The 12,899-nt window shown below is 60.9% G+C and carries 12 protein-coding genes; 3 read left to right on the plus strand and 9 right to left on the minus strand.

Annotated features, from left to right (window positions below; translation table 11 throughout):
* Positions 1-234 precede the first annotated feature (234 nt).
* Entirely contained in the window at positions 235-1,608 is a 1,374-nt protein-coding gene (locus YU3_RS0110015; protein WP_027166107.1) for a polysaccharide pyruvyl transferase family protein, read from the plus strand.
* On the opposite strand, the gene YU3_RS0110020 is transcribed toward YU3_RS0110015, so the two are convergent.
* The 9 genes from YU3_RS0110020 to YU3_RS36335 form a co-directional block, all read right to left on the minus strand.
* Positions 1,510-2,976, minus strand: coding sequence for a lipopolysaccharide biosynthesis protein (locus tag YU3_RS0110020; RefSeq protein WP_027166108.1), 1,467 nt, complete (start codon positions 2,974-2,976; stop codon positions 1,510-1,512). The genes YU3_RS0110015 and YU3_RS0110020 overlap by 99 nt on opposite strands.
* Positions 2,973-4,217: a glycosyltransferase gene (locus YU3_RS0110025; RefSeq protein ID WP_245273470.1), complete on the minus strand. Its 1,245-nt coding sequence runs from the start codon at positions 4,215-4,217 to the stop codon at positions 2,973-2,975. Before YU3_RS0110025 ends, YU3_RS0110020 begins: the two co-directional genes overlap by 4 nt.
* A gap of 204 nt (positions 4,218-4,421) precedes the next feature.
* Positions 4,422-5,501 (minus strand): glycosyltransferase, encoded by a 1,080-nt coding sequence (locus YU3_RS0110030; RefSeq protein ID WP_027166110.1) that lies wholly within the window; start codon positions 5,499-5,501, stop codon positions 4,422-4,424.
* A 52-nt stretch (positions 5,502-5,553) separates the two neighbouring features.
* A complete protein-coding gene (locus tag YU3_RS0110035) occupies positions 5,554-6,774 on the minus strand; it encodes a glycosyltransferase family A protein (RefSeq protein ID WP_027166111.1) in 1,221 nt (406 codons plus the stop codon).
* A gap of 84 nt (positions 6,775-6,858) precedes the next feature.
* The gene (locus YU3_RS0110040) at positions 6,859-8,190 is read right to left on the minus strand and encodes a UDP-glucose/GDP-mannose dehydrogenase family protein (protein WP_027166112.1); all 1,332 of its coding nucleotides are present in this window, start codon (positions 8,188-8,190) and stop codon (positions 6,859-6,861) included.
* A 148-nt stretch (positions 8,191-8,338) separates the two neighbouring features.
* The gene (locus YU3_RS0110045; RefSeq protein ID WP_027166113.1) at positions 8,339-9,223 is read right to left on the minus strand and encodes a family 16 glycosylhydrolase; all 885 of its coding nucleotides are present in this window, start codon (positions 9,221-9,223) and stop codon (positions 8,339-8,341) included.
* A 125-nt stretch (positions 9,224-9,348) separates the two neighbouring features.
* Positions 9,349-9,726, minus strand: a complete 378-nt coding sequence (locus YU3_RS0110050; protein WP_027166114.1) for a hypothetical protein — start codon at positions 9,724-9,726, stop codon at positions 9,349-9,351.
* A 124-nt stretch (positions 9,727-9,850) separates the two neighbouring features.
* Positions 9,851-10,879, minus strand: a complete 1,029-nt coding sequence (locus YU3_RS0110055; RefSeq protein WP_036258248.1) for a glycosyltransferase family 2 protein — start codon at positions 10,877-10,879, stop codon at positions 9,851-9,853.
* A 4-nt stretch (positions 10,880-10,883) separates the two neighbouring features.
* Complete coding sequence (locus YU3_RS36335; protein WP_084508024.1) at positions 10,884-12,104, minus strand: nucleotidyltransferase family protein; 1,221 nt, start codon at positions 12,102-12,104, stop codon at positions 10,884-10,886.
* A gap of 114 nt (positions 12,105-12,218) precedes the next feature.
* Between YU3_RS36335 and YU3_RS40495 the strand changes: the two genes are divergently transcribed.
* Positions 12,219-12,500, plus strand: a complete 282-nt coding sequence (locus YU3_RS40495) for a hypothetical protein (protein WP_156913438.1) — start codon at positions 12,219-12,221, stop codon at positions 12,498-12,500.
* Positions 12,501-12,604: 104 nt separating this feature from the next.
* Complete coding sequence (locus YU3_RS40500) at positions 12,605-12,757, plus strand: lasso RiPP family leader peptide-containing protein (RefSeq protein WP_156913439.1); 153 nt, start codon at positions 12,605-12,607, stop codon at positions 12,755-12,757.
* Positions 12,758-12,899 lie beyond the last annotated feature (142 nt).

Here is a 12,899-nt window from a genome sequence, read left to right on the forward strand (position 1 = left end):
CTTTTGCTGCATCGCAACAATTTTGGTGCGGCGTAGCAAATGGCCGCACATTTTTTGTTGCACTGCAAAAATGATCCGCTACTTTCAGCCTGCCTGGCATTGATCCGGATTCCGCATTGGCTTCCGGTCTGGCGCAACCTGCCAAATCGTGATGCGGATCGCGTGGCAGCATCTCGGCAAAGTGCCGTCTTAACCGCCGTTGGCCTGGCCACGGACGCGAAACGAGGTTAGCCCATGAAAGTCGTGGTCGAAAACACAGTGTGTCTGAACACTGGCGATGCCGCGATCCTTTTGGCTATACGCCATATTCTCAAATCGATCGCCGGCGACGACGTGCAGTTCTTCGTTTTCGACAGTCAGCCCGAAGTCGCGGCCCGGCTCTACCCGAAGAAGGATTACCCCGATCTGGAATTTCACAAGCTGCTGTCGGAATCCCTGTTCAGGTACAATCACGGCGGCGGGATAAAGGGCCGGCTCAAGTCGATCTACAATTGGGCGGTCTTGCGCGCCTTGCGTCGCTTCGCCCAAAACGGTGCCGCCAGCAGCTTTTTTCTCAACCAGAGCGACCGCCGCGGCCTTGATGCCTACGCAAGCGCCGACCTTGTCGTGACGACAGGCGGAACTTACCTCGTCGAAAACTACGATCTTGAAAAGCGCCTCAATCAATTCCGCGTCGATGCTATCCTGGGCAAGGATCCCATCTTCTTCACGCAATCACTCGGCCCATTCAAGAAAAGTTACAATCGCCGGGAGCTCGGTCCGATCTTTGATCGGAGTCCGCTCATCCTGCTGCGCGACGAGCGATCCAGAAATCACATGCTGGATCTGGTGAAGGATCCGGGCAAATGCCATGTGGTCGCCGATGCCGTCTTTGCCCTGGCCGATACCGACAGGATCAAAAAACACCTCGACAGCGCACCGACGCCGACGGGCCGCGTCGCTATCTCCGTCCGCCACTGGAGCTTTGTCAGCGACGGTGAAGACGGCATGCGCCGCTATCTCGATTCGATCCGCGAGATCGCTACCATTCTTGTCAGGGACCACGCCAAAGAGGTGACCTTCGTTTCAACCTGCCAGGGCGTGCCGGAATATGCCCATGACGACGCCAAGACAGCGCGGGCGATCGTGGCCGAACTCGATCCGGAGATCGCCAAGCATGTCAGTGTCGACGCCTCGTTTCATACGCCCGACCAACTGATGGCGCTGGTAAAGGGTTGCGACTTCGTCGTCGCTACCCGCATGCACATGATGATCATGTCGCTTTGCGTTGGTACGCCGGTCCTGCCGATCGCCTATGAATTCAAAACCAAGGAAGTCGCCAATCACATCGGCGTCGCCGACCTCCTCCTCGACATCGATACCGTGACACCACCGGAAGCGGCCGAAAAGCTCGGCAGATTCGCCGGCAACCTCGACCTCTATCGCCGAGCAAGCCTTCAGGCCGTGCTGGAACAGCATGCATCGGCAATGTCGGCGGCCAAGCCGTTGTCGCCCTTGATAGCCGACCGCTCACCGAATGTTGCGCGCCACGTTGGCAAGCATGGCGAACAAAGCCTTGCGCGACTGCGGAACGGCAAGCATCAGGGCCACGGCGAAACCGTAGTTTAGGGCAAGCGCCACAATGACGGCGAGCAGGTCCGACTGGCTGGTCAGCGACGTCGGCAGCGACCGGTACGAGAACCAGGCGAGCAGGGACGAGAAGAGGAAAAGCCCCTGTATGGCAAGGAAATCACCGGCCGTGACCGGACCGACACGTTGGATCAAGGCAGCGAGCACCGGGATGCGTAGCACGTAACCGCTGATGGCATAGGCAGCCGCAACGCCTATGGCCCCCCAATGCAGGCCGACGATGAAGGAGACGACGGTCGTCAACGACGAATAGATGCCCCAATGAAACATCGTCTTCGTCTTGCCCTGACAGATGAATATCCAGCCCGTGGTGCTCGACACGGACTGCATCAGGCCGGCGATGCCCAGCCAGGCGAAAATCGGCGCCACCGCCATCCAGCGCTCGCCGAAGAGAAGCCTGACCACTGGCTCCGACGTCAATGTCAACGTCGCAATGCCGGGCATGGTGACCACGGCCAGCAACCAATTTGTCCTTACATAGATGTCTCGAAATCGCTGCTTGTCCTCATGGATGCGGCTGAGCAGCGGCACCATGATACGGGTCAGCGGCTGGGTGATGTTCTGCAGTGGAAAGAGCAGAAGCTTGTAGGCGCGATCATAGTAGCCAAGCTCGACCGCGCCGGAATATTTTCCGATGAGAATGTTGTCGAGGTTGCGAGCGAGAAAATTGACGAGATTGAAGCCAGTGAGGTTCGCGCCGAACCTGAATATGTCGGCGTCGATCTTCAGGTTCGGCCGCGACGGCGTCCAGCGCGTCACCAGCCAGCCAGCAACCAGCGCGACGACGGCTGAAACGGCCGGGCCCAAAACCAGAGACCAATAGCCAAACCCTAGATAGGCTGCGGTTGCGGTGGCGAGCAGGCCGGCAGCCGCGGTGAGCGTGTCGTTCAGCGCAAGCTGGCCGAATTGGAGATGGCGGTTCATCAAAGCAAGCGGCACGGCGGCCAGACTGCCAAAAAGCAGCGGAACGGCGGAAGCAAGTGTTATTCCCCACATTCGCTGATCGCCGTAAAAAGCGGCGATGGCGGGGGCAAGGCAAGCCACGACCACCGCGGCGCACAGGCCGACAACCGCGCTCAGCCAAAAGACCTGGTTGAGTTGCTGTTGACCGATCTCCTTGCGCTGGATGACCGCCTGCTGGAGACCGAGATCCTGAAGCAAACCGACGAAGGCTACGATCGGCCCAACGGAAGCGACCAGGCCGAAGTCCTCCGGGACAAGCAGCCGGGCAAGAATGATGACCGAAAGGAATTGGATCACCATCTTGAAGCCTTGCGCGCCAGCCGTGACCAGCCCGCCGTGCAAAGCAACGCGTCCAAATTGCGGGGGCGGCGGATTGGCGTTCATGTGATGGATCCGGTTTCCCCTAGCTTCGCAACGATCTGCGCAAAGCGTTCATTCAAGGCATTCGAGTTGAAATCCGCCTCGACCTTCCCTCGTGCGGCAAGCGCTATCGGCTCGCACAGGCCCGGGTTCTCGGCGATCCAAGTAAGTTTGCCAGCAAGCGCCGCGATGTCCCGTTCGGGCACGAGGAAGCCTGTCTTGCGATCCTCGATCAGTTCCGGAATCCCCGAATGATAGGTACTGACAGTGATCAGGCCGCCGGCCATCGCCTCCATGAGGGCAACCGGTATTCCTTCCAGATCACCGTCTCGCCCGGCGACACTTGGCAGGAGGAAGACATGGGCGTCACGCAGGCGCTGCTTGACCTCGCTATGCGGACGCGGTCCGAGGAAAGTCACTCTCTCCGCGATGCCGAGATCGGTTGCGATCAGCTTCAAATCCTCCAGCAGTTCTCCGCCGCCGATCACCGAATAGACCCAATCGCGGTGCGGCAGGCGAGCGAGGGCACGAAGCGCGTACTCAATCCCCTTTTTCTCAGTCAGGCGGCAGACCGAGATGAAAGACAGCGTACCCTTCTGCCAAGAGCGCCAGTGATAATCGATCTCGCCGGGACGGATGCCCATATGGTGAACCAGGACTTGCGCCTGCGCGGCACCGGCATTGATCAGGGCCTCACGGAAGAACGCATTCACAGGGAGTTGGAGAGCCCCTTTTTCGAAAACAGGCCTATAGCTGCCGAGTGTGTTGTCATGCATCGGCCTGCCGACATCGACGCCATGGAATATGGTCACCAGAGGGGCGGCAATCCTGCGCCGCTTCATGATGCGAGCGACGCGCAGGCCATTGTGGCCAAAATGCGCGACGATCACATCGACGTTTCGCAGCTTGTGTGCGTTGGCCAGGTCGATGAAGGTCGAAAGTTTGTCCCAAAACCTGCCGGACCATTTCTTGAGCGACGAGCGGTAGCGATCCAGACCGCCCCACCAAGAAACGACCGCCCCGGGCAGTTTCTGCCAGCGTGCATCGTCTACATTGGTGTCCCTGCCAAAGGCCATCTCGTTGCAGACGACGCTGACTTCCATCCCGCTTTCAAGGCATCCGGCTATCTGGTCGAGCACGAATGTCTCGGACAAGGTGGGAAACTTGTCGACTACGAAACAAATCCTCATCGGCGCGATGTGCTCGCCCAAAACCTGGCCAGATGGCTCCTTCCAAACCATTTCGCCTGGCGGTGTCGAGAACATCCGCCAATGCTCCGAGCGGCCAATCGGGCTTCAGCCGCGGCAAGAACCGGCGTGCTGTCCATCAGCCTGGAAATGTTACTGGCGAGGCCCAAGACCTGCAGCATGAACTTTGACTCCTGTAAGCACAAACTAGTCCAGGCATTGCTGCATCGCAACATTTTGGTGCACTGCAGCAACCCAGATCCATCTCTTCGTTTTGGCGAGCTAAGCGGCGCGGCGGGCGTCCTGCCGGGCCGCTCTTTCGAGCAGATCGAGGAACACCACCAACTGCCGCGCGGGATCGAGCTCCGGGCGTTTGGAGAAGGCGAGAGCCGAAGCCGAAAGCCGTTCGTATTCCTGGCGATCGTTCCACAGGCGCCTTACCGTCAAAACCCAGTCGGCGAGCGGTGCGTCGTAATCGAGCACCACGCCGCCGGGACCGATGGCTTCGGGCAGGCCGCCGCGCCTCGAGCCGACGACAGGGATGCCGCTGCAATGCGCCTCGGATGCCACCCGGCCCCAGGCTTCCTCCCATTTGCTGGGGGCAAGCAGGATCCTGGTGCGACCATAGACCGTCTTCATGTCGTCGGTGCGGTTTTCCAGCGTGACGTTGGAGAGCGGCGCGATGGTCTTCTCGACGCGGGCACGATGGTCGTCGTCCAGCTTCCAGCTTTCCACGAACAGGAACGGTACCTCCGGGCAAGCGGCCGCAATCCTGACCGCCAGATCGAAACCCTTCTCCTCGTAAGGATTGATCATGGTGACGAATTCGCCGGTCGTGTGCGTGCAGTAGAGAGCCTCGTTGATAGTCGGCGGAAGAACAATAGAATCGATGCCGAATTTTTCCTTGTAGGTGCGCGCCGTGAACTCCGAATTGGCGATGTATAAAGCCGAATGCAGCTCGCGCGGATCGCCGGCGAGCTCATGGAATTCGACGTTGTGAAGATAGACGACCAGCGGCACCCGTTCGGCGAGAAGCGCCTTTCCGAGCAGGACGGACTTGTGGCATTGCACGACGGCGACATCGGGTCTGGCTTTCCCGACGGCGAAGCCGGCCGCCTCCCAGGGGAACCAGGCGCGCATGACCGGGTAGCCGGGAAAATTGTCGACAACCGCGGGCTGCCGCAACAGCTTCATCTTGGCGCGCGCCTTTAAGCCGAACATGCCGTCGCCGAACAGTGAGGCGAGCACCGACGCCTGGTGGCCATGCTCGATCAGCTGTTCGACCAGATGGTGGGTGTTGGATTGCACGCCGCCGGTGAACTCGGGAATATATCCGTTGCCGCTTGCAAAAAGGACTTTCATCGTTCGGCTCCTAATTCAGTCCGGTGGGCGAGCATCCGCAACCCAGGGATCATCAGCTTGCGCTGCGCGCCGATGGAAGCTTCGACGTCATTGCCTGGCACAACCGGCTGACCGAGGCGGAAAGCGACAGCGTCGAGTACTCCCGCAACAACTTCGATGCCGGGATCACCTTTCCCGCCTTCAAGTCCCTGGCCAGATAATGCGGGAACGAATGCATGTACTCCCTGACGATGTCGGCCTTCAGGGCTCCGGACTTCCATCCTTTCACCGCCGAGACAAATTCGTCTGCGGGCGCGGACGCCAAACCCGTGTCGTAGGCTTCGAACGTACGCCGCACGATGGCGCGTTCCTTGTCGCTGAGCGAGGTCTTTCCGGCCCGTTCGGCAAGCAAGGCGTAGCGGCGGATGTCTTCGGCCGCGTGATGCCATAGCCCCTTCCTGGCCATGATGCTCGAACGCTGCAGCAGCGCCTGCATCTCGAGATCCGCCGTCTTCGGCAAAGCCTGCTCCGAGCGATCGAGATACTCATGCAGATCGACCGACTTGTAGATCTCTTCCATGATCGCCCGGTCGTATGAGCTCCAGGCTTTTATCCGGTTGGCATAGGAAATGACCACCTTGGTGCTGCCGCGGACCATGTCGTGCTGGCGCTGGAAGAACATCAGGCCGTCGACCCTGACGCCCTTGAACCGGCGCGCGAGTCTCAGCATCATCTCGTAGTCCTGCGACCGGACCAGCGTTTCGTTGAAGCCTCCGACGTCGTCGTAGCATTGACGGCGCACCAGGAGACCCGGCTGATGAACGTGGCAATATTCGAGGTGGGATGGGAAAAAGTTGTCCTGGTTGACGTGGTCGAAGGCGACGATCTCGTAATCCTGCTCTTCGATCTGGGCTGACTGCTGGAAACGCGCATATTCGCCGAACGCGAAATCGGCGGTCGGCTCCCGCTCGAAGGCAGTCACAAACCGTTCAAGCGCCGTCGGGTGCGCGACATCGTCGTCGTCGAATATCCAGACGAAATCGCCCTTGCAGCGCTTCAGGGCGAAATTCAGCGCCGTCGACTTGCCGCCATTCTCCTTGCGGTAATACTCCACCGGCGCGGGGAAAGATGCCGCCACCGCGCTGGTGTTGTCCGTCGAGCCATCGTCCACGATCAGAATCTGATCCGGCACCACAGTCTGCCGCAGCAAGCTGCCGACAGATTCGGGCAGGAACTTTTCCCGGTTGAAGGTAGGGACGATAACGGTGACCGTCGGTTTCCGCTGGGTAGCCATTGGTGACCTCATGCTAGTGCCGATGCGCCATTCGCCGCGGTCGTGCGCGGCGGCGGCAGTTCTTCTGGAGGTGAGCAGCAATCGTCATGCCGCCATCCTGCCGATCGAGAAATATTCGATACCGTAGCGCGCGATCACCTTCGGATCGTAGAGGTTGCGGCCGTCGAAGATGACCGGCGTGGTCAGCGCGTCCTTGAGCGCGTCGAAGGATGGCGCGCGGAAGCTCTTCCATTCAGTGCAGATCAAAAGCGCGTCGGCGCCGCGCAGAGCCGCCTCCTTGGTGCCGCACAGCAGCAGGTCGTCGCGCAGGCCGTAGATCGCCTGGCACTCCTGCATCGCCTCGGGATCGTAGGCCTGCACCTTGGCGCCGGCCGCCCACAGCGCCTCCATCAGGACGCGCGCCGGCGCCTCGCGCATATCGTCGGTGTTGGGTTTGAAGGCCAGCCCCCAGACGGCGAATGTCTTGCCCCGGAGCGCGCCCTTGAAATAGTGGGTGACCTTGTCGAACAGGACCGACTTTTGCGCATTGTTGCGCTCCTCGACGGCGCGCAGCAGCTTGGCGTCGAACTTGACGCCCTCGGCGGTCTTGATAAGCGCGCGCACATCCTTCGGGAAGCACGAGCCGCCATAGCCGAGGCCGGGATAGATGAAGTGGTAGCCGATGCGCGGATCGCTGCCGATGCCCTTGCGCACCTCCTCGATGTCGGCGCCCAGCTGCTCGGCGAGATTGGCCATCTCGTTCATGAAGCTGATCTTGGTCGCCAGCATGCAGTTGGCGGCGTATTTGGTGAATTCGGCGCTGCGCACATCCATCACGATCATCTTCTCGTGGTTGCGGTTGAACGGCGCGTAGAGCTCGCGCATCACCATCTCGGTGTCCTCGCTGGACGTGCCGACGATGATGCGGTCCGGCTTCATGCAATCGGCGACCGCCGAGCCTTCCTTGAGGAATTCCGGGTTCGAGGCGACGTCGAAGGTGAGATCCTCGCGGCCGCGCTTCTTCAGCGTTTCGGCGATCCGGGCCTTGACCTTTTCACAGGTGCCGACCGGGACGGTCGACTTGCCGACGACAATCTTGGTGCTGTCCATCTCGCGACCGATGGTCTCGGCGACCGCCAGAACATATTTCAGATCGGCCGAGCCATCCTCGCCGGGTGGCGTGCCGACCGCGATCATCTGGATCTGGCCATGCTTGACCGCCGCGGCGGCGTCCGTGGTGAAGCGGATGCGCCCGGCGGCGTGGTTTTCCCTGACGAGGCTTTCGAGGCCCGGTTCGAAAATTGGGATCAAACCCTGGTTGAGCCGCTCCACCTTCTTCTCGTCGATATCGACGCAAACCACCTCGTGGCCGACCTCTGCAAGCACAGCGGCCTGCACGAGACCGACATAGCCAATCCCAAACACCGTCAAATTCATTCGGTTCTGTTCCTGTTGAGGGCCGGGCCGCAAAAAGCGACCCGGCCGGTTCAGATGTCCCCCAGGCCTCGCGGCCTAGTCAGTTCGGCATGATCCTATCCCAAAAACCGGCCCCCACTTTCGCGGGCCCTGCGGTTCGGGACCATGCCTAGTTGCTGTTACTTATGCTGCATGCCAGCGATTCCGGAAACTGGCAGGGCTGACCCAAAGCGGTGAAGGCGACGCGCTTGACCTCCATGGTCACCTTGCTGCCGGGATCGACGAAAGCGCCCATCCAGTTGGTCAGCTTGTCGCTGCCCCAGAGGCTGAAGAAGATTTTCTGCGAATGCTTCGGCAACTCGTCCGGGTTGGTCACTTCATGGACGAGCTTGCCGTTGAGGTACCAGCGCAGCCGGTCCTTTTCCCAGACGAAACCATAGTCGTTGAAGCCCTTGTCGGCACCGCCCTCGACGTCGACCAGCTTGCCGTTCTTCGGCTTGCCCTGGATGTAGCTGTTGACCTGCACTTTCGACGGGTCCTTGGTGAGGACCTCGAAGTCGATCTCGTCCCAGGGCTGTTTGTCCTGCGGACCGATATAGGAGAAGAAGGCGGCGTTGAGGCCTGAGCCGGTTCCGGTCTTCATGCGCGCCTCGTAGACGCCGTAGCCGTAGCGATGCTTGGTCTGGATCTCGGCGCAAGCGAACTCGCGGTCCTTCAGCTTGCGTTTTTCGAAGCCCAGCGAAAGCACGCCGTCGGAAAGCCGCACAAGATCCTTCGACCAGGTGCAGTTTTGATGGGCGCCATTGGTCCAGCCGTCCGAGACGAACCAGCGGGACCGGTCGAAATTCGAGAAATTGTCGACAAAGGACGGTGCGCTTTTGACCTCCTGCTGGGCATCTTGCGCGTGCGCCGGATGCTGGCTCGCGGCAAGGGTCGCCGCGATCGCAAACAGGGCGCTGACCATGCCAAGCCGCAGGCTGATTAATCCGTTCCCTGGCGTATGCGACATTTCGCAAGCCGCCATGGTGGAGGTGTTGCTCGGATCTGCGTTCATAACAAACTCACCTTGTGTTGTCCGCCCAACCCAAGTCATCCTCGGTTCGCGTGAGCGAGCCGCTTGTGATCTTCCCTTTTTAACTCCTCTAACGTCTCGTACCGATGACGCCCGCGAGGGCGCCGTCAGCCTCTTGCGGCGGGCTGCTGAGCAGACCGATCGGCACCATCCTCGACAATCGCTTCGAGCGAATGACGCAGTTCCTTCATCAGGCCTTTCTGGCGAGCAAGCTCGGCAATGCGCCGCTCGCAGTTCAGGATCGACTTGGTCATCGCGCCGACATCCGATCCCTTGCTGGCCGACGCCGAACCATTCTCCATCGCCTCAACCAGAAAGGCCGCGTTGGCAGCCGTCGACTTATAACGGCCCTCCAGCCCGGTTTTCTCCGTCTCGATCTCGGCCGCGATCTGGTCAAACAGCTTCGCTAGCCGGTCGAAACGCTGGAGATCGGTCTGCCGGTCGCGAGCCGGATCCCGGGATCTGAAGCCAAAAATCGAAGCCATCCTATCGGCCTTTCGAAATTGCTGCATTGCAACATAGACTGCCATTCCTGCAACGACTAGGCAATATCATAGTTTTCGGAATGCGGATTTTTTAAGGGCCGGCGGTTTCCGGAAGATGCGTGGATCATCGGTTTGCGACGCTGGTTGCCGCCATCAGGAAGCGCATCGGCGGCACTTGCTGCTTTGCAGCAATCCCGGTGCGGCGGAACAGCGCGTCGAGTTTGTCGGTGGCGACGCCGCGGACGATCGGGATCAGGTTCGACTGGCTGGCGAAGGCATAGGCCGCGGCCGACGCCAGGCCACGCTCGGCTTTCACGTCAAGGAAGTTGCGCAGCCGGTATTTGTCACGCACGTGGCGTTCGTGGCGCCGCAATGCTGCTTTCGAGCGCTCCGGAAGGTTGTCGATCTCAAGCAATGCCAGATCGGCATCGGCAAGGCGCTTCAGATCCTGCGTCCTATGGCGGCCGCTCAGCGAATCGGCGCGCACGATCGCGCCATAGCCGCAGGATTTGATGATCTTGAACCGCGCCCCGCAAGCGACAGCGCGGGCATAGAGCTCGTAGTCTTCGCCAAGACGCAGCTTTTCATCGTAAGTCAGCCCGTGCCGATCGAGGAAAGCCCGGCTGATCACAGGCTTGAGGAAGCCGAGCTCGCCGCGCTGGACGCGGCGGCGCGAGATGTTGCCGTCGATGAAGCGCTCGAAATCGAGAAATTCCGGCTCGGCCGCGAAAGGCGGCGCGGCGATCCTGGCGAGGTCGGTCGCGGCATCGTCGCGGATCAGCATGATGTTGTCGGCGGCGAAATCCCAGTCGGTGCGGGCGAATAGCCGGCGAAAGCGGCCCTCGAGGAAGAAATCATCGGCGTCGAGAATGCTGATGAAGGGCGATTTGGAGGCCTGGATAGCAACGTTGCGGGCGGAAGAAGGACCGCGATTGACGTCGAGGCGGATGACGGCAAGCCGGCCGCTGCCGTCATCGGCGGCTAAAGCCACATCCTTGGTGTTGTCGGTGGAAGCGTCGTCGACCACCACGACTTCGGCAACTTCTGCTTCGCGCAACGCCGAAGCTATGGCGACGGGAATCGTCCGCGCGGCGTTGCGGGCGGCGATGATGACGCAGACCCTCGGGCTCGTCACGGGCGTCGTCAGGGACATGGGCTCACCTTTCGCTTGCATGAGTGGCAGCCCCGCCCACGATTTTGATTGTGTCGCCCGGCACCAGTTCGACAGCTGTGACCGGGCGCTCGAAGATACGCCGGCTAAGGTCGGCGGACGCCGCCCAGCCGGCTTCGGCCAGGTAACGGACGGGCTCGCGACCGCAGAGCTCCCACAGCACATGGCGGCGCTGCGGCCAACGCAGCGACGCAAGCCATGGCGCGATGACCATGTGGAAAAGGTCGGCATTGTCGATGCGCGCCAGAATGCGGGCGGCGCGATCCGAAAGCAGGGTGCCGGCGGCGCCAAGCAGCACGTCGGCGGCGCGCAATCCCAAAAGCAGCGTGTCCGCCAGGCCCTGCTCGGTTGCGTGGTCGAGCACCGTCTGCTGCTCGGCTTCGCTCAGCCGGCTGGCGCTGGCCCTGACGTCGCAGACGTAGCCGGCGCAAGGCTCGCGATTGAAAAAGGCCTTGGCAACGCTGATCGAGGACAAAAGCAAGGTGTCGGCCGCCGAGATGATCGGCATGGCGGCGCCGGCAACCTCGACGTCGCGCTTGCGGCGCAGGAAGCCATCGATGTCACGCGGGCTCGGCGAACCCGGCTGCTGCACCCGGTGGTGGAGGTCGACCGTCGACGCCCTCGGGCCATCTTCGCGAACCATGTGCTGCTCGCCGAGGAAGCGCACCCACCAGACCGAACGCGACTTGCCCGCGACCTCGTAGCCGATCGCGCGCAACGCCTCGCGGGCCTTGGCGAAACCGGCCGGCGCGACCAGAATGTCGACATCGCCGGAGGGCTTCATGAAATGGTCGCCATAGAGCCGATGCTGCTGGAGAGGTCCCTTGAGGAAGACGAAATCGACCTGCCTGTCGCGCAGCGCGCGATCGATGGCTATCGCATCGCCGATGCAGGCGGCGTTCATCGACATGGTGCGCCGCCGGTAGCCGTCGAGCCAGCCGAGCAACTCCGGGGGCGCCGCGTCGGCAGGCGCACGCTGGAGAGCCTTGAGCAGGAATACGGCGATCTTGTTCAGCCTGGCGATGTCGGCGACATTCTGTGCTGAGATTGCTGGGGCCGCTGAGATCGGCGCGGGCATATCTGTATGATCGGCGCCGATGCTGGCGCCCGGCGTGAAAAACAGCCGCAGACAGGCCTGCACATAGGCGACTTCATCGGCACAGCCGGCGGCACGCAGCCTTTCATACGAGCCATCCTGCATCGCCATGCCCGATGTCGTTCTCCGCAAAATGCCGCCCGGACGATTTATACCGCACTTGCGAAGAAAAGCACCGGGAAAATTATCGCAGCCGCCCAAAGCACGGCTGAGGTCGAGCGACCGATGCAACCCCAGCGTTTAAAATCGCCATGTTCTCAATCACTTTTGAAGACAACCCTGGAGGTGCCTTGGCAGGGTCCGAGGACAGCGGTTTTTGCGGCATTTTCTTCGCATTTGCGAGGCAAGTTACTCGCCCAAAAAATTATCATAGATAAATCAAATGCTTATGCACACGGCAAAGACCTGCGGTTGAATTTCAGGATGCTTGAGGTTTATCATGATGGTGCTCGTGCCTTGATCACCAAGGAAAGCGGGCGCAACCAAGAATTGATTAATGCTTGGTAAATCAGGCTTGACTCATGGATGTTGCCGTGCAGCAATTGCGGTGCAGCATTGTGACATGCTGGCGGTTTTCTGCAGCCGCTTCCAGTCCTTAATTGGAGAGTAAAATGGAACAGAATGTTGAAAAGCATGAGTACGAAACCCCCAGCCTGACGGTTCACGGTTCGATTGAAACGATCACGCAGGGCGGTGCTGGCGTCACGGCGCTCGACGCGAGCTTTCCCGCGCACACGCCGGTCGGCGAGCTGACCTTCTCTTAAGCTTACAGGCCGTCCGGGAGTCTAGTTGGGGCTCCGGATGTTCTCCAACAGGTGAGCCGGGGGGCTTTTTGTCCCCCGGCTTCCTGCCGAGGATCGCAGGCAACCGATCCACGGCGAGACTGAGGGGCGCGGCGGGCCCAGC

Origin of the sequence: Mesorhizobium sp. WSM3224, assembly GCF_000427725.1 — a bacterium.
In the GTDB taxonomy this organism is placed as follows: domain Bacteria; phylum Pseudomonadota; class Alphaproteobacteria; order Rhizobiales; family Rhizobiaceae; genus Mesorhizobium.